Genomic DNA, 22,454 nt, shown 5'->3' with positions numbered 1-22,454 from the left:
CAGCACCGGAGATAAATATTAAGCAAAGCGAATCTTCATTACCTGATCTGGCAAGCGAAGCTGCTCAACAAGAAGAACAAAGTAACAAGGGCAAATCCGTCAAGGAACGTGGTGCCAATTACGTTACCGAGTCCGCCCAACAGGGCTTTGAGAACCTGACTCCAGAAGCGCTTGAATCCCAGGCGAGAAGCTATCTGCAAGGGCAAATCACATCATCTGCACAGTCTTATATCGAAGGTGCGCTTTCTCCTTATGGTAAAGTTCGCTCTAACCTTTCCATCGGTCAGGATGGCGATCTGGACGGCAGTTCAATCGACTATTTTGTCCCCTGGTATGATAATCAGAGCACGGTCTATTTCAGTCAGTTTTCTGCGCAACGAAAAGAAGAGCGCACGATAGGTAATATAGGTTTAGGCGTAAGACATAATTTTGATAAATGGCTTCTGGGGGGAAATATATTTTATGATTATGATTTCACCCGCGGACATCGCCGTTTAGGCTTAGGAACAGAAGCCTGGACGGATTATTTAAAATTTTCTGGTAACTATTATCATCCGCTTTCAGACTGGAAAGATTCAAAAGATTTTGATTTCTATTTAGAACGACCCGCACGTGGCTGGGATATCCGGGCTGAAGCCTGGTTACCTTCTTATCCGCAGCTGGGGGGCAAAATTGTTTTCGAGCAATATTATGGTGACGAAGTGGCGCTCTTCGGCACCGATAATTTAGAAAAAGATCCCTATGCAGTGACGCTCGGCGTGAACTATCAACCCGTTCCGTTACTGACGGTCGGGACAGACTATAAAGCAGGTACCGGAGATAACAGTGATCTTAGTGTTAACGCCACGATTAACTATCAGTTCGGTGTTCCGCTAAAAGATCAACTGAATAGCGATAACGTCAAAGTTGCTCACTCGCTGATGGGCAGTCGCCATGACTTCGTCGAACGTAATAACTTTATCGTGCTGGAATACAAAGAAAAAGACCCACTTGATGTCACCTTGTGGCTTAAAGCAGACGCCACCAATGAGCACCCGGAATGCGTGATTAAAGACACGCCAGAGGAAGCGGTTGGCCTGGAAAAATGTAAATGGACCATCAACGCGCTGATCAACCACCATTACAAAATTGTCGCCGCCTCGTGGCAGGCGAAAAATAACGCTTCCCGCACGCTGGTCATGCCTGTTGTTAAAGCGAATACCATCACTGAAGGTAACAACAACCACTGGAATCTGGTGCTGCCAGCCTGGCAGTACAGCTCCGATCCTGCCGACCAGGAAAAACTCAATACCTGGCGCGTGCGTCTGGCGCTGGAAGATGAAAAGGGTAATCGGCAGAATTCCGGTGTGGTGGAAATCACCGTGCAGCAGGATCGTAAAATTGAGCTGATCGTCAATAACATCGCAGATGTGCCGGATGAGAACAATCACAGCCACGAAGCCAGCGCCCAGGCGGATGGCGTCGATGGCGTGGTGATGGATCTCGACGTCACCGATAGCTTTGGGGATGACACTGACCGCAACGGCAATGCTCTGCCAGTAGATAACCTTTCGCCGCAGCTTTACGATGCGCAGGATAAAAAAGTTACGCTCACCAATAAACCCTGTTCAACCGAGAATCCCTGCGTCTTTATCGCTAAGCAGGATAAAGAAAAAGGCACCGTTACGCTCTCCAGTACGCTACCCGGTACTTTCCGCTGGAAAGCGAGAGCCGCGCCGTATGACGACAGTAACTATGTAGATGTGACTTTCCTCGGCGCGGGGGGCAATGATGTTAATGCCTTTATCTACCGTGTATCTGCGACTAACCCTGTCAATCTTATCGGCAATGAGAAAGAGCATTTGCCTGTTGATAATGCCTATCGCTTTGTCTTGTGGCGCGATGTCAACAACGATGGCGTTTTCCAGCAGTCGGAAAAACTGACGGAAGAGGAAATGGCGCAATACGACTACCAGTGGGAGTTTACCGGGCACAGCGTCAATGGCTATACCGGTGCGCAATCGAATACCAGTAATGAAGATATTGTCATCCCTGCGACAAACGAAGAGGCCGTACAGAAATTTGGTGCCCAAAAAGAAGATGGCGTGCAGGGGTATGGATTACGTGTGGTTTACAGCAAGCACTAGATCGGCGTAATGGCCGATCGGCCAGTCGCTGGATATTAATCAAGGAGAGAATTGAATGAACAATCATTTAACGCGGCCGTTGACGAAAGTCGCGCTAGCGCTGGCTTTAGCGGGGTACTGTGCAGTGCCTGTCGCAATGGCTGAAGGGCAGGGCAATCTTAGAGCTGGGCAGTGGCAATCAGAATCACAAAGTACCGGCACCATTCAGGGGACCGTGCCGTGGATCACCAGAAGTGCTTCAGAGATAGCGGATGCTGATAAATCACATGTCACTATTGATATTGATCGTGGTAGCCGCACGGTCACAACGGACGGTGATAAGCAGTTTCATGTGGGGGACACACTGACAGCCAACTGGGCGATTGGTGATACTCAGGGGGACCTTGATGACAATAACACAGCGACTAAAGCAACCCTCCAGTGGATGAGTTATAGCGACCAGTCAGGAGCAGATCCTAAAGAGATTGGTACCGTAGGGAGCGATACATATACCATCGCGGCTGCGGATGCTGATCGATACATAGGTTTGAAAATCACGCCGACTACCACTACCGGTGATCCGAATGTTGCGGATGAGGTGGTGATGCTTGACCTTTCCACCAATGCGGGCGGTGGTTCTGACAGCGATGATATTCCAGAAGGTCCGGTATTTGATGATGCCGTTCACGTCGTAATTCACGAAAAAGACATCAATACGAATCTGTTGGGTAAAACGACGAAACTCAAAACTAATACCACTTATCAAGTCATGTTGTGGAAAGATAAAAACAACAACAGTACTTATGATGCAGGCGAAGAGGTTACCAGCCAGTACAACTATCGCTGGCGCTTTACCGGAACCAGCCTCCAGTTGGGCACAGCCGGTGGTCTTGTTAATCCGACTTACAACAACAGCGACCTGGTTATCCCTGTTACCAACGCCGAAGCGAAAACCGCGTTCGATTTTGCCGGAAGTGGCGTTGTCCTCGGCAACGATGGCGTTCAGGGCTACGGCTTATCTATCGACTACCAGAGAAAATAATCGTTACCAGCACCATTCCCGCCAGGGAATGGTGCTTTTCCGCGCACTTTGCTTAGCCAGCGTTAAGCAAAGTGGGTTGAGGTGAAAACGCAACTTTTAACGGGCAGGTTTCAATCATGGACGGGGCTTTGAAACTAATAAAAGTAATAACGGCGATTTTATTGCTATCCCTGACCTTGCCTGCAATGGCCGTGTTAAAAGGGGGACAGTGGCAACAATCAAGCGCTTCAACTGATGCTATAAATGGCACCGTTCCCTTTGCAGATAGCGCCAGCGTACCCGTCTATCAAGGAAGTGTTCAGCTTGATCCCACTGTGGAGCATGATATTGCTAATACAGCTATGCCCGGTAATTTCAGCATTGAGGCCAGCGCAACGAGCATGATTTTAACCAACCCGCGCGACAATGAAGGTGACATATTCAACAGTCCGCCATTACTGCGCTGGGAAGATCAAATGTTGCCAGCCGTCACCCTTATCTGGGCAGACGCCGCTACGCCCGATGTGCCGCTCACCCCACAACCACGTCCTGATCGTTCCTTTTGTGTACAAAACCTGGCGGGTCATAAACTGGTGGCGATTCCGCAGTTTGATCCAGACAAAACGCTCCCAACATTGGATCTCTTTACCCTTACAGGCGTACCTAATCAGGGAACGGTGTTACTTAATGAAAAACAGGTCACGTTAAATATTGCCAGCGCAGTGGGTGATCTGGTTACTGTCAGTGCCAGTGACTATGATGAAACACTAAACGCGGCTAAAACTACCGTTGGCAACTCAATCACTTTAACCGTAACGACCAAAGATTGTCAGGGTAATACGGCAGGTAATATACCTTTTATTATCAAACGTAAAGATGCGGTAAACCGGCAGAATGTTGTGAATAACACCGGTCCAGTAAGACTCGGAAGTACAGAGTTAACGACTACAGCTACGGAATATCGTGGTACTACCGATGCCAATGGTACCGCTACTGTTACAGTAACGCAGGCGAACGGTCCCGGTGTAAAAACGCCCCTGGTTGTCAGTCTTTCTGGCATTACGCAAAGCAGCGAAACGGCGGTGATCTTTACCGTTCTCACCAGCCCGGATGTCCCGCAGGCTAATATGTGGGGCCATATGGCAGAAACGTTAAAGGCGATGCAATACACCTTCAGCCGTCCGAAACTGGCAGCAGAAGTGGATAATGAAGCGGGTACAGTCATCGATCATAACGAAACATGGTCAACCTTCACCTGGAGTGGTGCAGATAACCACTGCGACATTCTGCCTGGTATGCGGCAGTTTGGTGCGATGAAAACCGTCATTCCTACTTCAGTGCAAGAAGTCGTCGGTTGGCCAATGCAGGGAGATTATTACTGGTCTTCGCTGGCAGGGACCTCCGGGAAGCATCATGCCGCAGATGTTACGAACCATAGCGAAACACAGCAAGCAGATAGTACGAAGTATCTGGTGAGTTGTGTGGACAAAGACGCACCGGAGGTTGACCCCGAACTGGTGCTGACCCCCGAAAACTATGATGAGAGTTTGCAGGCAGTAAAAGTTCAGGTGGGTGAAGATACACTCATGCGCCTGACCATTACTGATAAAAAAAATAATAATCAGCCGCTGGCTTACTACTATTTCTCACTTCATTTAGATGATGGAATTAACCGTAAAAATCAATCCGATCCCACGTGGGAAGCGCATCCCGTACATATTTCCGGCGACTCGAATTTACACCAGATTGATGCACACAACTATGAAGGCATAACCGACTTTAACGGTCAGGCTACGCTTACACTTTCGCAACCAGACGGTGCTGGTGTTAAAACGCATATCACCGCGACAATGCGCAGCAACTTTGCTGCATCGGATGAGAAGGACGTGATTTTTACAGTTATCACCAGTCCGGACAGCGATCAGGCCCGGATGTGGGGGCATATGGCAAGAGGGATTATTTCCGATGGGAATATCTATAAACGCCCACTGCTGGCAGATGAAACGGCGCATGAAGTGGGGGTAATGCGCGAAAACAACGAGGACTGGGCTTTGTTTGATCAAGAGTCCAGTATGCAGAAGGAATGCGGCGTTGGACATATTCCGAGGCAACGTTCTCTGGAAGCTTTATACGTAGCAAATCAAGGAAATGCGATTGGTACTGAGTATGGTTGGCCGACGATAAAACAAGATTACCTCACAGCGGTTGAACAAGCAGATTCACATTCCTCTGTTGCTCTCGATAATGGCTCGGTTACCACTTATTCTGGTTTCAGGCAAAACTATCTCACTTGTTCTGCCAATGATCTCGTGGCTCGTGTCGTGGTAGAAACAGACAAAGATATCTCACCCGGTTCCAATTCTGCTAAAGCGAAGGTGGGTGAAAAAATAACCATGACGGTTCGTACCGTTAACGCGATGAACAATGATACTCCTGTCCCTTTTACCGCATTTACCGTTACCAAAGGGATGAGTCAGAACAGAGCTGGGTTGGTATCTGGTTTTACCGATCCGTCTGGTGGTGCTCTCACAATGAACGGAACCGCCTATGGTACCTCGCAACCATCAGTAATTTATTCCGGCCTCACGGATGCGCAGGGAGTGGCGACAATCGTAATTGAGCAGCCCGCAGGCGTTGGCTTAAGTACACCACTGACAATTACCCCAACTCAATCAGCGGTTCCGAATAATATTGTAAATTACAATGTGACCTTTACCGTGCCAATAAGTCCTGATGTTTCTGTGGCACAAATGTGGGGGCATATGGATGACTCAATTACTGTTGGAACCATGACCTTTAATCGCCCGAAATTAATTCAGGAGGTCAGTGGCGGTCGTAGTCCACAAGTAGAAAATAATGAAAGCTGGGTACGAGTCACTCAGGCGGATATTGAAAACAGTGCTGCGGGCGGTTGTGAAAAAAATAAAGTACCACGCAAAAACCAACTTGCTGCGTTGTACAGCGCCAACACTAACAATGCCATTCAGACAGTACACGGTTGGCCGACTCAGCTCCAGGAATACTGGAGTAGCACTCCAGTCGATAAGGTGCCGCATTTTGCGGCAGTCTGGTTAAATAATGGTAATGTACAAAGCAATGTTACCCCTCCTGTTTATATAAGCTGTCTGACTACTGCAAATACTGTTGCCAACAGCATCACGTTAGAAATTGTGGATCCAGCTCAGTGGAATAGTAGCCTCAATGCGGCAAAGCTGAAAAAGGGCGAGACATTACAGGTCAAGGTGACAGTAAAAGACGCCGCGGGTAATCCAATGGCAGATATGCCGTTTATCCTTCAACGTGGTGATGGTTATACCCGTTCAGAGGAACGTCATGTGGCGGGCAGCGGCGATGGCATTGTATCCTCAGTGGTTGTCGATGGCGGCCAGGCTGATGAGATAACGCTGAGCGATACCGCCACGAGCTATATCGCAATGACCGGCAGCGATGGCAGCAAGATCCTCACCATTACCCGTCCGGATACCCACGGCACTAAAACGGCGCTGATCGCAGCGTTGTATTCCGACCCGACCAAAAAAGCCAGCATGGACACCATCTTCACTGTGGTGACCAGCCCGGATAGCGCAAATGCCAAAATGTGGGGCCATATGCCGGAAACGCTAACGGCGGGCGGGCTAACGTTTAAACGTCCTTTGCTGTTCTCGGAACTGAGCGGTTCAGCGGGCAATGTGCGCAAAGGGCCTGAAGAAGACAATGAGATTTGGGCGCTGTTTACCGAAGCGCAGGCTGCTAAAAATACTAAAAATAACGGCTGCGGCGCGGATTTTATCCCGACAAAAGACGCGCTGACTATGTTGTCCGGCAACTGGGGCGGGCATACCGTAGACGGCTGGCCGGTGTTGAAAGTTTATGACTCCAGTACGGCGGATAGCGCCAGCGTGGAAAATCGTAATTATCTCGGCGTACAGCTCAGTAGCGGTACCAGCAGCGTGCTGGAGACGAACGGGGGATACCTGAGTTGTCAGACGACGGCAAATAAGAAAGTGGCGAAAATTGAGCTGACGTCAGAACAAACGGTTAGCGTCGACGGTCTTGATGCAGTAAAAGTCAAAACCAATTATGAAGATGTTCATGAGCAAATGACGTTCAAAGTGACGACCCGTGATGCCCAGGGGAATGTTGTAGGCAACACGCCATTCTTACTGAGCCACGGGAAAACGGTTAGTCGCCAGAATGTCGAGGTGACCGATTATCAGTCCAGACTGATTTCAGTGACAGACCAGTATAATCACCAGGCCTATCTGCTGAACACTGGTGATAATTTTTATGGCACGACCGGGTCGGACGGTACGGCGACGCTGACCATCAACCAGCCCAATACCGGTTTTGGTGAAAGAATACCGATGCAGGCTACGCTGGATGATACCAGCGTAGCTTCCCAGACTTTGAGTGCGATCTTTACGGTTGTGACCAGCCCTGATACGCCGAAAGCGAACTACTGGGGGCATATGTCTGAAACCCTCACGGCAAAAAATGGCAAGGTTTTCAGCCGTCCACTGTTGCAGGCTGAAGCCGCATCAACAGCTACTGTAACGGTAAATAATGAAGTGTGGCCGCGGGTTAACATCACGTCTGCACTGGACGGCAGCAATGGCGGCTGCAAAGACAAATTGCCAGTGATGAACGATCTCCAGTCATTGTATGATGCCTGGCCTGACGGAACGTTACAGACTGCGCAGGGATGGCCTCTCTATTCATCATCACCTTTGTTCTGGTCGCGTAATGTGAAATCAAGCGCCGGAACTACCACGCCTTTGTATCAATATATGAATCTCAAAACGGGCGAAGCCGGCGCGACGTCGAGTACGTCCAACACCTATTCGCAGGTGTGCCTGGAGACAGCGGAACCGATTGGCAGCGTGACCTTTATGCCTACAGCGGAAAACTGGGACAGCACGCTGTCTGCCGGAAAAGCGAAGGTGGGAGATGCGCTGCCTGTGACGGTAACGGTAACCCATACGGATGGTTCGCCTGCGGCGTATGAGTCGGTGGGGATCCAGCGTGGCATCAGCACGCAACGAGACGGTACGACTATCGGGAGTTCCTCTACTTTAGATGATCTTGTGCTGGATGAATTTAATCCGGCGGAAACCATGACATCCAGCATCCTCAACGGAAGTGCCAACCTTAACTATCTGCTCTTGCAAACGGATGCTCAGGGGCAGGTCACCTTTAAGCTCCATCAGGATCAATCAACCGGCCTGAAAACCCCGATGAGCGCGACGGCGTTTGGGCACGCCAATAAACCTATAGCACCGCTGGACGTTATCTTTACCGTTATCACCAGCCCGAACAGCGACAAAGCGCATATGTGGGGCCATATGCCGGAAACGGTCACCGCGGCTGACGGTACGGAATTTGAACGACCCAAACTGTGGGCTGAAATGGGTGCCACCAGCGGTGCGGGTAAAACGCTCACTAAAGTGAAGCTTAATAATGAAGACTGGCCTGCGCCACATTCCTCGCAGAGAGGCGATGCGGGGGGAACCGATCCGTGTGAAGAAGCGCGCCACCCTTCGCTGGACGAACTTAAATCGTTATACGCTCGCTACCCTAATGGCACTATCGTGAAAGAGATTGGTTGGCCAGTGAAGCAGAGCGGTTATGCGTGGTGGACCAATGCAACCTGTCCAGCGAAAGAAGGGTCCACTGTTTGTGAAGCAATAGATCTGTACACGGGGCTACTGGCATCAGGGAAAACCTGGGCCTATGAGGCATGCCTGGTGCATCCACACTCGACGGTTTCTGCCGTGACGCTGACCTCGACGACGTTTGATTCTGCTTATCAGGCGGCGGTGGCAAAAAAAGGCGATGCCATGTCGGTGATGGTTACGGTGAAAGACAGTTCCGGAAGAGCGGTGCCGAACGTGGCCTTTATGTTACACCGCGGCGATGCTGCGCCGCGTAACAGCGGGGCGACGTTGTCGCCTGCAAATGGAGTTAGTGTAGCGGAAATGGATGATATCACCATCCAGCCATCATCAGGAGTGGCTACTCGGTTGGCTGCAAGTGGGGACGAGATCAGTGGCGTGACAGGTGCAGACGGCACGGCAAGCTTTACTGTTCGTCAGGACAATACGCCGGGTTATAAAACGCCGCTGACAGTAACGCTGGATAATTACCCAACATTGACAGCAACGATGGACACTATTTTCACCGTATTAACCAGTCCCAATGTTTCTTCCGCGCACTTCTGGGGACATATGGCAGACTCGGTAGTGGTGAATGGCAAAACATTACATCGACCTTTGCTGAAAACAGAATTACCTGCTGGTGCGGTTGCTGTGTTGGCTCCAAATGTGGTCAACGAAACTTGGGCGTTGGGACACAGAGTTGATTCAGCCAAATGGGATATAGCAAAGCAGTGTGGAAGTATGAGCAATGCGCCAACGTACAGTGAGTTAGAAACGCTGCACACAAGTTTTAGCTCGTTGGGGTGGCCTTCAATTACGCCAAGCTATCCCTATTTATCCTCCGAGCAATGCGGAATGTTTGAAGACACGGGGACGCAGGATTGTAGTGTAGTTCTGCAAAATAAGGCTGGTCTAATCGCCTGCTTTCAGTGATGGCCTGGTTGTATCTGATGTTAGCATGGCGATATTACCTGATGCGATGCTGGCGCATCTTGTCCGACCTACGGATTAGCCGCTTTTTTGCGTGGTTTGCGAGTTTTCGTCACGTCACTCACTACGCTTACCACAATGCCATCATCTAAACGCGTGGTCATCGTATCGCCCGCTTTTACCTGTTTCACCTGCTTTAACACCGTGCCATCTGCGGCGCTGGTGACGCTATAGCCGCGCGCCAGCGTTGACAGTGGGCTAACCGCTTCCAGATGCGTCACCGCATTACCGAAACGTTCACGCGTGGCGCTAAGCTGTGCGCGCAGGGTTTCTGCTAAACGATATTCCAGTTGTTGAATGCGCGTTTGCACGCGATGAATCTTCGGCTGTGGATTTTGCTGATTCAGCCGCTGTGTTAACCGCTGCTGCTGTTGTCCGGCTCGTTTAAGCTGATTTTCCAGCGCAAAGCTCATCCGCTTTTGTAGACGTTCGAGTGTAGTCTGCTGACGCGCCAGCCGAAGCTGCGGATGCTGTTGCTGCAAGCGATGATGAATTTGCGTAAAGCGACGCGTGCGGTTGGCGAGATAATAATCCATCGCCATTTCCAGCCGCTGCTGCGCAGACTGCACCTGGCGCAGTAACTCCTGCTGATTACGGCTCACCACTTCAGCGGCAGCCGACGGAGTTGGTGCTCGTAAATCGGCAACGAAATCGGCAATGGTCACATCGGTTTCATGTCCAACGGCACTGACAACCGGAATGCGACTGGCAAAAATTGCCCGCGCCACGCGTTCGTCGTTAAAACTCCATAAATCTTCCAGCGAACCGCCACCGCGCCCGACAATTAACACGTCGCACTCGTTGCGCTGATTCGCTAGTTCGATGGCGCGAACAATTTGCCCCGGCGCATCGTCACCCTGTACCGCGGTAGGATAAATAATCACTGGCAATGACGGATCGCGACGTTTAAGCACATGCAAAATATCGTGCAGTGCGGCACCTGTTTTTGAGGTGATGACACCTACACAGTGCGCAGGGGAGGGGAGTAGTTTCTTAAGCTCTTGATCGAACAAACCTTCAGCCTGCAATTTCGCTTTGAGTTGTTCGTATTTCTGTTGCAACAAACCTTCACCGGCGGGCTGCATACTTTCGACGATAATCTGATAATCGCCGCGTGGCTCATAGAGTGTAATATTGGCGCGAACCAGCACTTGCTGCCCGTGTTGCGGGCGAAAGGCCACCCGGCGGTTGCTGTTGCGGAACATTGCGCAGCGTACCTGGGCGGTATCATCTTTGAGCGTAAAGTACCAGTGACCGGAAGCCGGTTGCGTGAAGTTAGAAATTTCGCCGCTGATCCACACTTGCCCCATCTCCTGCTCAAGCAGCAAACGGACGGTCTGATTCAGGCGACTAACCGTAAAAATTGCGGGGGATTGAGATGGTAACATGTGAGCGAGATCAAATTCTAAATCAGCAGGTTATTCAATCGATAGTAACGTGCTGACCGGGGAGCGCAAGCATTATTTGCAAAAAGGGGTAGATGCAATCGGTTACGCTCTGTATAATGCCGCGGCAATATTTATTAACCACTCTGGTCGAGATATTGCCCATGCTACGTATCGCTAAAGAAGCTCTGACGTTTGACGACGTTCTCCTCGTTCCTGCTCATTCTACCGTTCTGCCGAATACTGCTGACCTCAGCACTCAGCTGACGAAAACTATTCGTCTGAATATTCCTATGCTTTCCGCAGCAATGGATACCGTAACGGAAGCGCGCCTGGCTATTGCTCTGGCTCAGGAAGGCGGTATCGGCTTTATCCACAAAAACATGTCCATTGAACGCCAGGCGGAAGAAGTTCGCCGCGTGAAAAAACACGAATCTGGTGTGGTGACTGACCCGCAGACTGTTCTGCCAACCACGACGCTGCGTGAAGTGAAAGAACTGACCGAGCGTAACGGCTTTGCTGGCTACCCGGTTGTTACCGAAGAAAACGAACTGGTCGGCATCATCACTGGTCGTGACGTGCGTTTTGTCACCGACCTGAGCCAGCCGGTTAGCGTTTACATGACGCCGAAAGAGCGTCTGGTAACTGTGCGTGAAGGGGAAGCCCGTGAAGTTGTGCTGGCAAAAATGCACGAAAAACGCGTTGAAAAGGCGCTGGTGGTTGATGATGAATTCCACCTGATCGGCATGATCACCGTGAAAGATTTCCAGAAAGCAGAACGTAAACCGAACGCCTGTAAAGACGAACAAGGCCGTTTACGTGTTGGTGCTGCGGTTGGCGCAGGTGCGGGTAACGAAGAGCGTGTTGATGCGCTGGTTGCCGCAGGCGTTGACGTTCTGCTGATCGACTCCTCTCACGGTCACTCTGAAGGCGTTCTGCAGCGTATCCGTGAAACTCGTGCTAAATATCCGGATCTGCAAATCATCGGCGGCAACGTGGCAACAGCTGCGGGCGCACGCGCTCTGGCAGAAGCAGGTTGCAGCGCGGTTAAAGTGGGTATCGGCCCAGGCTCAATTTGTACTACCCGTATTGTTACTGGCGTAGGTGTTCCGCAGATCACTGCCGTTGCTGACGCAGTTGAAGCCCTGGAAGGCACCGGCATTCCGGTTATCGCTGACGGTGGTATCCGTTTCTCTGGCGATATTGCCAAAGCTATCGCCGCTGGCGCAAGCGCGGTGATGGTAGGTTCTATGCTGGCGGGTACTGAAGAATCTCCGGGTGAAATCGAACTCTACCAGGGCCGTTCTTACAAATCTTACCGTGGGATGGGTTCTCTGGGCGCGATGTCCAAAGGTTCCTCTGACCGTTACTTCCAGAGCGACAACGCTGCCGACAAACTGGTTCCGGAAGGTATCGAAGGTCGCGTAGCCTACAAAGGTCGTCTGAAAGAGATCATTCACCAGCAGATGGGCGGCCTGCGCTCCTGTATGGGCCTGACCGGCTGTGGTACTATCGACGAACTGCGTACTAAAGCGGAGTTTGTACGTATCAGCGGTGCGGGTATTCAGGAAAGCCACGTTCACGACGTGACCATCACCAAAGAGTCCCCGAACTACCGTCTGGGCTCCTGATTCTCTTCGCCCGACTTCATGTCGGGCGATTTATATTATCTGTTTCACTTGCCTCGGAATAAGCGTCAATGACGGAAAACATTCATAAGCATCGCATCCTCATTCTGGACTTCGGTTCCCAGTATACTCAACTGGTTGCGCGCCGCGTGCGTGAGCTGGGCGTTTACTGCGAACTATGGGCGTGGGATGTGACAGAAGCACAAATTCGTGACTTCAATCCAAGCGGCATTATTCTTTCCGGCGGCCCGGAAAGTACCACCGAAGAAAACAGCCCGCGTGCGCCGCAGTATGTCTTTGAAGCAGGCGTACCGGTATTCGGCGTTTGCTATGGCATGCAGACCATGGCAATGCAGCTGGGCGGTCATGTTGAAGCCTCCAACGAACGTGAATTTGGTTATGCGCAGGTTGAAGTTCAAACTGATAGTGCGCTGATTCGTGGTATCGAAGATGCGTTAAGCGCAGATGGCAAGCCGCTGCTTGATGTGTGGATGAGCCACGGCGATAAGGTAACAGCAATTCCTGAAGGCTTTGTTACCGTCGCCAGCACCGAAAGCTGCCCATTTGCCATCATGGCTAACGAAGAAAAACGTTTCTATGGTGTTCAGTTCCACCCGGAAGTGACTCATACTCGTCAGGGTATGCGTATGCTGGAGCGTTTTGTGCGCGATATCTGCCAGTGTGAAGCGCTGTGGACGCCAGCTAAAATTATCGACGACGCTGTAGCCCGCATTCGCGAGCAGGTGGGCGACGATAAAGTGATCCTCGGCCTCTCTGGTGGCGTGGATTCTTCCGTTACCGCGATGCTTCTGCATCGTGCAATCGGTAAAAACCTGACTTGTGTATTTGTCGACAACGGTCTGCTGCGTCTGAATGAAGCTGAACAGGTAATGGATATGTTCGGCGATCGTTTCGGTCTGAACATCATTCACGTTCCGGCAGAAGAGCGTTTCCTGGCAGCGCTGGCTGGCGAAAACGATCCAGAAGCAAAACGTAAAATCATCGGGCGCGTTTTCGTTGAAGTATTCGATGAAGAAGCGCTGAAACTGGAAGACGTGAAGTGGCTGGCGCAGGGGACTATCTATCCTGACGTTATCGAATCTGCCGCATCTGCAACCGGTAAAGCACACGTCATCAAATCTCACCACAACGTGGGCGGTCTGCCGAAAGAGATGAAGATGGGCCTGGTTGAACCGCTGAAAGAGCTGTTCAAAGACGAGGTGCGTAAGATTGGTCTGGAGCTGGGCCTGCCATACGACATGCTGTACCGTCACCCGTTCCCGGGACCGGGCCTCGGCGTTCGTGTGCTGGGCGAAGTGAAGAAAGAGTATTGTGACCTGCTGCGCCGTGCTGATGCCATTTTCATTGAAGAACTGCGTAAAGCGGATCTGTACGACAAAGTCAGCCAGGCGTTTACTGTCTTCCTGCCGGTACGTTCCGTTGGCGTAATGGGCGATGGTCGTAAATACGACTGGGTTGTCTCTCTGCGTGCTGTCGAAACCATCGACTTTATGACCGCACACTGGGCACATCTGCCGTACGATTTCCTCGGTCGCGTTTCCAACCGCATTATCAATGAAGTGAACGGTATTTCCCGCGTGGTGTATGACATCAGCGGCAAGCCACCAGCTACTATTGAGTGGGAATGATTTAATTCCTGCACTATGAATGAACAAAACCCTCTGTTGCTACAGAGGGTTTTTTATATTGCTGACTAAAGTTAGCAATATAAAAAAGCCTGTAATCCTCACGAATCATAGGCTTGAAGTGACTGACAGCGATTAATTAAACCAACTGTCCGATTTATTCTCTTCTGCTTTACCCACGCTTTTCATCAAATCGCGACCACCTTCTGTCACATTCCTGTTAGCGTCAGCTTCAGATTGCACGACATCAGTTTGCGCGGCTTTGTGCTTCAGCTCCTGATCGATAAATTCGTTCTCGCGCTTAACGCGGGCTTCTTCTTTCGCCAGCGCCAGTTTTTGTTTCTGAATCTCTAAGCTGCGCAGCTCATCTTCATAACTTTGATCGCGTTTTTTATCCGCAGTGGCTTCGGCGTCCAGTTTATCCTGGCGAGCTTTCTTATCCGCTGCTGCTGCCGCCGCTCTTTTATTGGCGGCGGCCTGAGCGTTTGCGCGACGCTGTTTCTCTTGTTGAATTTCCCTGTTGCGCTCCGCGACCCATTCGTCATGCTGCCTTTGCTCTTCATTTTTACCTTGCTGTTCCGCTTCTGCGACAGCCGAGAGTTGATCCTGCAATGATGAGGCGGCAGCCGGATAGCTTAAGGAGGCTAAGATGGCGCAAAGAAAAACTTTCTTCATGACTCCTCCTGATTATTAGCTCTTTTCAGGACATTTGGTATTTGGCTGAATACGCGTTTCGTTATACGTCGTGGTAATAACGACAGCTAAACCCGTCGTAAACTGGCATTCTTTACCCACCTGTGTGGATGTATACACTTTGGTGCCTTCCTTATAAGTTAAAGAAACACCTTCCACTAAGGTTTTATCATTCACCATAGAACCTGCTGCTGCGCCTACAGCTCCGCCGCCAACTGCACCTGCCGTCGTTCCGGAATTACTGCCAGACCCGACGTTGTGGCCGATAACGCCGCCAGCGACTGCGCCAATAAGTGCGCCGAAGGCTTGTGCGTTCCGTTTATTTTGGGAGTTGTCTACGGCAACTTTTGCGGGAAGAATGGAAATGATATTAACGGTTTTAGTTTCTTGCTTGGTATTCAGTTGATCAGTTTGATAAACATCGGCGGCATGATCGTCAGCATTTGATTGGCATCCTGCCAACATGAATGACGCTAAAATTGCCACAGGCAGAAGACATTTTTTAAATTTCATCACTATTCCTTGTTATAGACTTTACGAAAAACAAGACATTTAAGATCATCGAAAGAGGAAAGTAAATGTATAGACTATGAAGGAATAGATTAAATTTATTTAAATTCATTGAATAAATATATATGCATTAATGCATAATAAAAACATATATATTATGTCTAATATACATTGCGTCTTATTGCAGAATGATTCGAAATCAGAACAAAGAGGTAAAAATTTAGATAAACAAATGCCTGCCGCTTTGATAACAACAAAGAGCAACTGTATCTGACAGCATTGAGCCGTCTTGTTCAGTAAAGGTGACGAAGGTAACCGCTAACGTTGTACCGGGGATTCGATAGAGAATGTGGATTGCTGAGCTTCTTTTTTGCTCTGATGATGCTGCCAGGCGCCAACGGAGGAGTAGATAAAGCGGCCAAAGAAGAAGAGAAAGCTGATAAGCAATACGATACGAGTCATGCGACTGTTAAATCGGTGTCGTTTTCGCATACTGGTTGGCTGACTCACAAAGGGTTCCTCAAGGTATGTCCATGCCATGGACGGTACTTACATTAAGGCATACCCGGGCGCAATGGTCAATTGTTCATTATGTAAAAAAGCGTCAGTTGATACATATTTTAATGTTATGGAAGTTAATTTAATTATTTACAATAATGATGTAATAATGACGGGTTAACATGATAAACGTAATAATTCATTGAACAGGGTAATTTTGTTTGATATATATCAATTGGAACTTTCATATGACAATTAGAATCAATGCTCCTTAATTGCGATGAATAATCATCCATCGAAGTCAGGTGGGATGCCTGTCTGAATACACCCTTTCAGGATGTAAGGGGTTCTGCTGAGCATCTATGAAACTGAATGCAACTTATATAAATATACGTGATAAATGGTGGGGGCTTCCGCTGATCCTGCCGTCTATAATCTTGCCTGTTTTTGCCCATATAAATACGTACGCACATATTTCTTCTGGTGAAGTTTTTCTCTTTTATCTGCCGCTAGCGCTGATGATCAGTATGATGATGTTTTTTAGCTGGGCAGCATTGCCAGGTATTGCTTTAGGGATTTTTATTCGCAAGTATGCCGAGCTTGGTTTTTATGAAACGCTCTCGTTAACGGTTAATTTCATTATCATTATCATTCTTTGTTGGGGCGGCTACAGGGTGTTTACTCCCCGACGTAACAACGTTTCACATGGCGATACCCGCTTAATTTCCCAGCGCATTTTTTGGCAGATTGTTTTCCCTGCAACGTTGTTTCTGGTGCTCTTCCAGTTTGCGGCGTTTGTAGGTTTACTGGCGAACAGAACAAATCTGGTTGGCGTCATGCCCTTTAATCTGGGAACCTTAATTAATTATCAGGCTTTACTGGTGGGTAATCTGATAGGCGTCCCGCTTTGCTACTTCATCGTTCGTTCTGTACGAAATCCATTTTATTTACGAAGCTATTATTCTCAATTAAAACAACAGATTGACAGTAAAGTTACAAAAAAAGAGTTCGCGCTGTGGTTGCTTGCTCTGGGCGCATTGTTATTTCTGCTATGTATGCCTTTAAATGAAAAAAGCACAATTTTCAGCACCAACTATACCTTGTCGTTATTGCTGCCGCTGATGATGTGGGGAGCGATGCGTTATGGCTACAAGCTGATCTCGTTGCTCTGGGCAATAGTGCTGATGATCAGTATCCATAGCTACCAGAATTATATTCCCCTTTATCATGGGTATACCACTCAACTAACCATAACCTCCTCCAGCTATCTGGTATTTTCTTTTATCGTCAATTACATGGCGGTTCTGGCAACGCGTCAACGAGCGGTGACCAAACGCATTCAGCGGCTGGCTTACGTGGACCCGGTTGTTCATCTGCCGAATGTTCGAGCTTTGAATCGCGCGCTGCGTGATGCGCCCTGGTCCGCGCTATGTTTTTTACGCATTCCCGGTATGGAAATGCTGGTAAAGAACTATGGCATCATGCTGCGTATCCAATACAAACAAAAGCTTTCACATTGGCTGGCACCTTTACTGGAACCCGGAGAAGACGTTTATCAGCTTTCTGGCAATGATCTCGCGCTGCGACTGAATACAGAGTCTCACCAGGAGCGCATTATCGCATTGGATAACCATCTTAAGCAGTTTCGTTTCTTTTGGGATGATATGCCATTGCAACCACAGATTGGTGTCAGCTATTGCTATGTCCGTTCGCCAGTGAATCATATTTATTTGCTGTTAGGCGAGCTAAGTACGGTTGCTGAACTCTCTATAGTGACTAATGCCCCGGAAAATATGCAGCGTCGCGGAGCAATGTATCTGCAGCGAGAATTAAAAGACAAAGTGGCAATGATGAATCGGCTACAGCAGGCGCTTGAGCACGACGATTTTTGCCTTATGGCCCAGCCAATTACTGGAGTGCGCGGCGATATCTATCATGAAATTTTGCTGCGTATGCGAGGGGAGAATGATGAACTCATCAATCCTGATAATTTCTTGCCGGTTGCGCATGAATTTGGCTTATCGTCCAGTATCGACATGTGGGTCATCGAACATACATTGCAATTTATGGCGGAAAATAAAGAGAAAATGCCCGCCCAACGATTTGCGATTAATTTGTCGCCAACTTCAGTTTGTCAGGCCCGCTTTCCTGTTAAAATTAGTAAGTTATTAGCGAAATACCAAATAGAGGCGTGGCAGCTTATCTTTGAAGTCACCGAAAGTAATGCCCTTACCAATGTTAAGCAGGCACAGAATACGTTACAACATCTTCAGGAGTTAGGATGCCAGATTGCTATTGATGATTTCGGCACCGGATACGCAAGTTATGCGCGGCTAAAAAATGTGAATGCCAATTTATTAAAAATTGATGGCAGCTTCATCCGTAATATTGCCTCGAATAGTCTGGATTACCAGATAGTGGCATCGATTTGTCATCTGGCACGAATGAAGAAAATGCAAGTGGTTGCGGAGTATGTTGAAAATGAAGAGATTCGCAAAGCCGTACACTCTTTGGGTATTGATTACCTGCAAGGCTTTTTGATTGGTGAACCGCAGCCGTTAATTGCGATTACAGCTGAAAGAGAACCTGTTCGAGAAAGCGCGTAATTCATTTGGGCCAACGCAACAGGTTGGCCCGTTTTCATTTCATATTAAGCCGCGATTTCCGGCGTGCTTTCTTCTTCAATTTTTAACCGCCAGCCATTCACGCCTTCCCAGTATTCTTGCTCCTTTTCCAGATCAAGCAATACCAGCGCGTTCTGGCTAAACCAGTCATGCGGAAAACGTAACGTCCAGTGGCTATCATCAGTAATCAGAGTCAATGTCGGCGGTGTTGTGGTTGCCTGACGTTGATTGTTAAGTAATACGCCAAGACGCAACAGTTGAATTAACGGCAGGAACTGTTTTTTCTTAAACAGCGTAAAGCGTGGCAAATCGTCGAGCTTAATCGCTTTACGATGATAACGCACCAGCGTCGCCATCATCAGTTGTTGTTCCTGATTAAACCCTGGCAAGTCGCTGTTTTGCAAGATATACGCAGAATGGCGATGAAGGCCGCTATGATTAATGCTTAATCCGACTTCATGTAGCATGGCGGCCCAGCGCAGTAATGCTTCCAGTTGTGGATGCGCCAGCTTCGGTTGCTGTTCCCGCCATTGTTCGTACATTTGCATAGTTGTGTCGAGCACCCGTCGGGCCTGTTCACTGTCAATGTGATACTGGTTGGCCAGACTGCTGGCGGTGCGGCTACGCACATCTTGATGGCGGAAACGTCCTTCCATTTCATACAAAACGCCTTCACGCAGCGCCCCGTCAGAAAGCCGCAGTTCACGAATAGCTAAGGCATCAAATACACCACACAAAATAGCCAGACCAGGAACAAAAACTGTTTTACGCTCTTCCGAAAGACCCGGCAAACTTAACGCCGAGAAGTTACGATGCCGTAAAACTTCTTTCACCAGTTTATCGAGGCGCTCTGGTGTGATGATGCCGTCTTTCTCGCCCATTTCCAGCAACACTTCGTGGGCGGCTTTAATGGTGCCGGAAGCCCCCATAGCAACGTTCCAGCCCTGAATACGGAATTGCCAGGTTAATGTTTCCAGTTTTTGTGCAGCCGCCATGCGTGCGCGCTGAAAATTCTCTTTATTGATGACTCCGCCCGGAAAATAAAGCTGGGCAAAGCTAACGCAACCCATCCGGCGGCTTTCGACGAGAATCGGTTCGAAATTTTCTCCAATTACCAGCTCCGTTGAGCCGCCGCCAATATCAATAACCAGTTTGCGACCTTTTTCCGGCTGGGTATGTTCCACCCCCATAAAAATCAGACGAGCCTCTTCGTTGCCGGAAATAATTTCAATCGGATAGGGAATAACCTTTTCGGCGCGTTTCAGAAAATCAGTAGCGTTCAGCGCCTGACGCAGTGTATGTGTCCCGACAATGCAGACACTAGAGGGAGAGAAACCTTGCAAGCGCTCGGCAAACAGCGACAGACAGCTTAAACCACGCGTCATCGCCTCCTCACTCAACATATTATCTGGCCCCAGACCATCTGCCAGGTGTACCCGTTGTTTCAGGCGGCCAATAATCTGCATGGCGCCATCCACCACACGGGCAATAACCATGTGGAAACTGTTTGAACCAAGATCGACCGCAGCAAACTCCTGCGGGCGAGGGGATTTGTCGTGTATTGGCATAGGTTATTCTGGTTGTTCGAGTGATTTTATGTAGTCGTAGATCGCCAACTGCGCCCGAACTTTCCGGCGATTACCGCGGGGAACGTAGCGATTACTGAGTTCTTTATCGATATAACGTGCTTTCACCGTATCGCTGAACAGAATATCTACGATATCCAGTACCCGCTGCTTCAGGCGCGGGTCGAGCAGCGGCGTTGCCACTTCAATACGATAATCAATGTTGCGCGTCATCCAGTCGGCGGAAGAGAGGTAAACCTTTTTATCGCCACCATTTTCAAAAATATATACCCGATCATGTTCAAGGTAACGGTCAACAATGCTGATAGCACGAATATTGTCGCTAATGCCTTCCAGATTGGGGATCAACGAACACATCCCGCGTACCAGCAGATTTACCGGCACGCCGGAACTGGATGCCGCATACAGACGATCGACCAGTCCTTTATCGACCAGGTTATTCAGTTTCAGAGTAATACCGCTGGGCAGCCCTTGTTGTGCGTTGGCGATCTCGCGATCCACCATTTCATACAACAGACGGCGGGAGTTTTGCGGCGACACCATTAAATAATCAAATGTCACCGGACGGTATGGGTTTTCAATAAAGTTGAACACCCGCCGCACTTCGTTGGTGATGCGCGCATCGGCGGTCAGCAGCGAATAGTCGGTATAAAGACGTGCGGTTTTTTCGTTAAAGTTCCCGGTCCCGATATGCGCGTAACGGACGACTTCACCGTTTTCTTTACGTGAAATCAGGAACAGTTTGGCGTGAATTTTCAGCCCCGGCGCAGAGAAGATAACGTGCACGCCAGCTTCGGTTAGTCGCTTCGCCCAATGAATGTTAGCTTCTTCGTCAAAACGTGCCTGTAGTTCAACCACCACGGTCACTTTCTTGCCGTTGTGCGCTGCGTGGATCATCGAGTCGATGATGCGTGAATCTTTTGCCACACGGTAAATGTTGATTTTAATCGCCAGCACGCTCGGATCGAACGAGGCCTGACGCAACAGTTCCAGTACGTGCTCAAAGGTGTGATAAGGGTAATAGAGCAGAACATCGCGTTCGCGAATGGCATCAAAACCGTTGCGGAACTGGGCTTTATCAAACCAGATATGGCGTAAACGCGGCAGTGGTTTGTTAACCAGATTCGCTTTGCCGACATTAGGGAAATTAATAAAGTCTTTAAAATTGTGGTAACGACCGCCAGGGACGATAGAGTCGTAACGGGAAATAGTCAGTTTCTCACGCAACACTTCAACCAGCGCGTTAGGCATATCACGCTGATAAACAAAACGTACTGGCTCTGCGGTTAAACGCTGTTTCAGACTGGAAGACATCAGCTCCATCAGGCTGGCTTCCATCTCGTGTACTAAATCGTATTCGGCGTCGCGGGTCATCTTCATCGAATAGGCATTCAGCGCGTCATAATCAAAGAAGCCTTTGAAGATATCATCAAGGCAGTAACGCAGAATGTTATCCAATAAAATCATTGGTTTGCGTCGACGCGGTGCTTCCGGCGGCAAATTCACAAAGCGCGGAACTTTATCCGATGGGATCTCCAGCAGCGCGTAACGGATGGTATCGCCACGAATTATCTCCACCGCCAGATAGGTATAATCATCTTTCAGAAACTGCACTAAGTCAGTGTCAGGATTGATTAAAATCGGCGTAATGTGCTGACGCAGATACTGCTTAAAATAATGACGCAGCCAGTTTTGTTGATTAACGGAGAGTTGGCGTTCATTAATCAGGAAGATCTGGTTACGCGCCATTTCCAGTAGCAGTTCATTGTAAAGGCCGTCAAATTCCTGATCGGCTTTCAGCACGCGGGATTGAATTTTGCCCAGCAAATGGCGGGAATGAGAGTTAGAACCTTGTTCTTCGCTAATAATGATCCGTCGCTTCAGTTCAGCGAAGCGAACTTTATAGAACTCATCAAGGTTATTGGAATAGATCCCAAGAAAACGCATCCTTTCAATCAGCGGGTTAGATTTGTCCGCCGCTTCCTGAAGCACGCGTTCATTGAACGATAACCAACTGAGCTCTTTCTCGATGTATAGCTTTTCCTGACCCATTACCACTTTTACTCCGTTTTATTCACGGGACACTGCCTGGATATTATGGCGAGCAATGTTGG

Annotated in this window: 13 protein-coding genes; 7 read left to right on the top strand and 6 right to left on the bottom strand. The window is 49.1% G+C overall.

Annotation, left to right across the window (positions count from 1 at the left end; translation table 11 throughout):
• The 3 genes from sinH to FEK50_RS07500 all read left to right on the top strand — a co-directional run.
• The coding region (sinH, locus tag FEK50_RS07510; RefSeq protein WP_131162109.1) for an intimin-like inverse autotransporter SinH at window positions 1-2,126 on the top strand (2,126 nt) is incomplete at its 5' end.
• A gap of 55 nt (window positions 2,127-2,181) precedes the next feature.
• Window positions 2,182-3,147 (top strand): SinI family autotransporter-associated protein, encoded by a 966-nt coding sequence (locus FEK50_RS07505; RefSeq protein ID WP_131162108.1) that lies wholly within the window; start codon window positions 2,182-2,184, stop codon window positions 3,145-3,147.
• 116 nt (window positions 3,148-3,263) lie between these two features.
• On the top strand, window positions 3,264-9,713 hold the full coding sequence (locus FEK50_RS07500; protein ID WP_131162107.1) for a DUF823 domain-containing adhesin: 6,450 nt from the start codon (window positions 3,264-3,266) through the stop codon (window positions 9,711-9,713).
• 68 nt (window positions 9,714-9,781) lie between these two features.
• Here the strand turns inward: FEK50_RS07500 and xseA are convergent, their stop codons facing one another.
• Window positions 9,782-11,158, bottom strand: a complete 1,377-nt coding sequence (gene xseA / locus FEK50_RS07495) for an exodeoxyribonuclease VII large subunit (protein WP_131162106.1) — start codon at window positions 11,156-11,158, stop codon at window positions 9,782-9,784.
• Between the two features lie 161 nt (window positions 11,159-11,319).
• On the opposite strand from xseA, the gene guaB reads away from it, so the two are divergent.
• Together guaB and guaA are read left to right on the top strand one after the other, a co-directional pair.
• Window positions 11,320-12,786, top strand: a complete 1,467-nt coding sequence (gene guaB / locus FEK50_RS07490; protein ID WP_001296289.1) for an IMP dehydrogenase — start codon at window positions 11,320-11,322, stop codon at window positions 12,784-12,786.
• A 68-nt stretch (window positions 12,787-12,854) separates the two neighbouring features.
• The gene (gene guaA / locus FEK50_RS07485; protein WP_000138266.1) at window positions 12,855-14,432 is read left to right on the top strand and encodes a glutamine-hydrolyzing GMP synthase; all 1,578 of its coding nucleotides are present in this window, start codon (window positions 12,855-12,857) and stop codon (window positions 14,430-14,432) included.
• A gap of 132 nt (window positions 14,433-14,564) precedes the next feature.
• Here the strand turns inward: guaA and FEK50_RS07480 are convergent, their stop codons facing one another.
• The 3 genes from FEK50_RS07480 to FEK50_RS07470 form a co-directional block, all read right to left on the bottom strand.
• Entirely contained in the window at window positions 14,565-15,104 is a 540-nt protein-coding gene (locus FEK50_RS07480) for a DUF5384 family protein (RefSeq protein ID WP_130207481.1), read from the bottom strand.
• Window positions 15,105-15,119: 15 nt separating this feature from the next.
• Window positions 15,120-15,638 (bottom strand): glycine zipper 2TM domain-containing protein, encoded by a 519-nt coding sequence (locus tag FEK50_RS07475; RefSeq protein ID WP_165382790.1) that lies wholly within the window; start codon window positions 15,636-15,638, stop codon window positions 15,120-15,122.
• A gap of 312 nt (window positions 15,639-15,950) precedes the next feature.
• Window positions 15,951-16,142 carry a YfgG family protein gene (locus FEK50_RS07470; RefSeq protein ID WP_165383277.1) on the bottom strand — a complete coding sequence of 64 codons (192 nt, stop codon included), beginning with the start codon at window positions 16,140-16,142 and terminating at the stop codon, window positions 15,951-15,953.
• A gap of 28 nt (window positions 16,143-16,170) precedes the next feature.
• Here FEK50_RS07470 and FEK50_RS24160 point away from each other — a divergent pair, with 28 nt between their 5' ends.
• Both FEK50_RS24160 and FEK50_RS07465 read left to right on the top strand, forming a co-directional pair.
• Entirely contained in the window at window positions 16,171-16,311 is a 141-nt protein-coding gene (locus FEK50_RS24160; RefSeq protein ID WP_165383276.1) for a hypothetical protein, read from the top strand.
• A gap of 181 nt (window positions 16,312-16,492) precedes the next feature.
• Window positions 16,493-18,736: a sensor domain-containing phosphodiesterase gene (locus FEK50_RS07465; RefSeq protein ID WP_130207477.1), complete on the top strand. Its 2,244-nt coding sequence runs from the start codon at window positions 16,493-16,495 to the stop codon at window positions 18,734-18,736.
• 44 nt (window positions 18,737-18,780) lie between these two features.
• Here the strand turns inward: FEK50_RS07465 and ppx are convergent, their stop codons facing one another.
• The gene (gene ppx / locus FEK50_RS07460) at window positions 18,781-20,322 is read right to left on the bottom strand and encodes an exopolyphosphatase (protein ID WP_130260486.1); all 1,542 of its coding nucleotides are present in this window, start codon (window positions 20,320-20,322) and stop codon (window positions 18,781-18,783) included.
• 3 nt (window positions 20,323-20,325) lie between these two features.
• A complete protein-coding gene (gene ppk1, locus FEK50_RS07455; protein WP_130207473.1) occupies window positions 20,326-22,392 on the bottom strand; it encodes a polyphosphate kinase 1 in 2,067 nt (688 codons plus the stop codon).
• Window positions 22,393-22,454 lie beyond the last annotated feature (62 nt).

The sequence above is a fragment of the Escherichia sp. E2586 genome (assembly GCF_005781105.1).
Lineage (GTDB): Bacteria > Pseudomonadota > Gammaproteobacteria > Enterobacterales > Enterobacteriaceae > Escherichia.
The sequence above is the reverse complement of the archived record's forward strand: the minus strand, read 5'-3'. Positions and strand labels throughout refer to the sequence as shown.

What these genes read in the sequence shown, in the direction of transcription:
- FEK50_RS07505 (WP_131162108.1), top strand. Translation starts at nt 2,182, where the DNA reads ATGAACAATCATTTAACGCGGCCGTTGACGAAAGTCGCGCTAGCGCTG.
- FEK50_RS07500 (WP_131162107.1), top strand. Translation starts at nt 3,264, where the DNA reads ATGGACGGGGCTTTGAAACTAATAAAAGTAATAACGGCGATTTTATTG.
- xseA (WP_131162106.1), bottom strand. Translation starts at nt 11,158, where the DNA reads ATGTTACCATCTCAATCCCCCGCAATTTTTACGGTTAGTCGCCTGAAT.
- guaB (WP_001296289.1), top strand. Translation starts at nt 11,320, where the DNA reads ATGCTACGTATCGCTAAAGAAGCTCTGACGTTTGACGACGTTCTCCTC.
- guaA (WP_000138266.1), top strand. Translation starts at nt 12,855, where the DNA reads ATGACGGAAAACATTCATAAGCATCGCATCCTCATTCTGGACTTCGGT.
- FEK50_RS07480 (WP_130207481.1), bottom strand. Translation starts at nt 15,104, where the DNA reads ATGAAGAAAGTTTTTCTTTGCGCCATCTTAGCCTCCTTAAGCTATCCG.
- FEK50_RS24160 (WP_165383276.1), top strand. Translation starts at nt 16,171, where the DNA reads ATGGACGGTACTTACATTAAGGCATACCCGGGCGCAATGGTCAATTGT.
- FEK50_RS07465 (WP_130207477.1), top strand. Translation starts at nt 16,493, where the DNA reads ATGAAACTGAATGCAACTTATATAAATATACGTGATAAATGGTGGGGG.
- ppx (WP_130260486.1), bottom strand. Translation starts at nt 20,322, where the DNA reads ATGCCAATACACGACAAATCCCCTCGCCCGCAGGAGTTTGCTGCGGTC.
- ppk1 (WP_130207473.1), bottom strand. Translation starts at nt 22,392, where the DNA reads ATGGGTCAGGAAAAGCTATACATCGAGAAAGAGCTCAGTTGGTTATCG.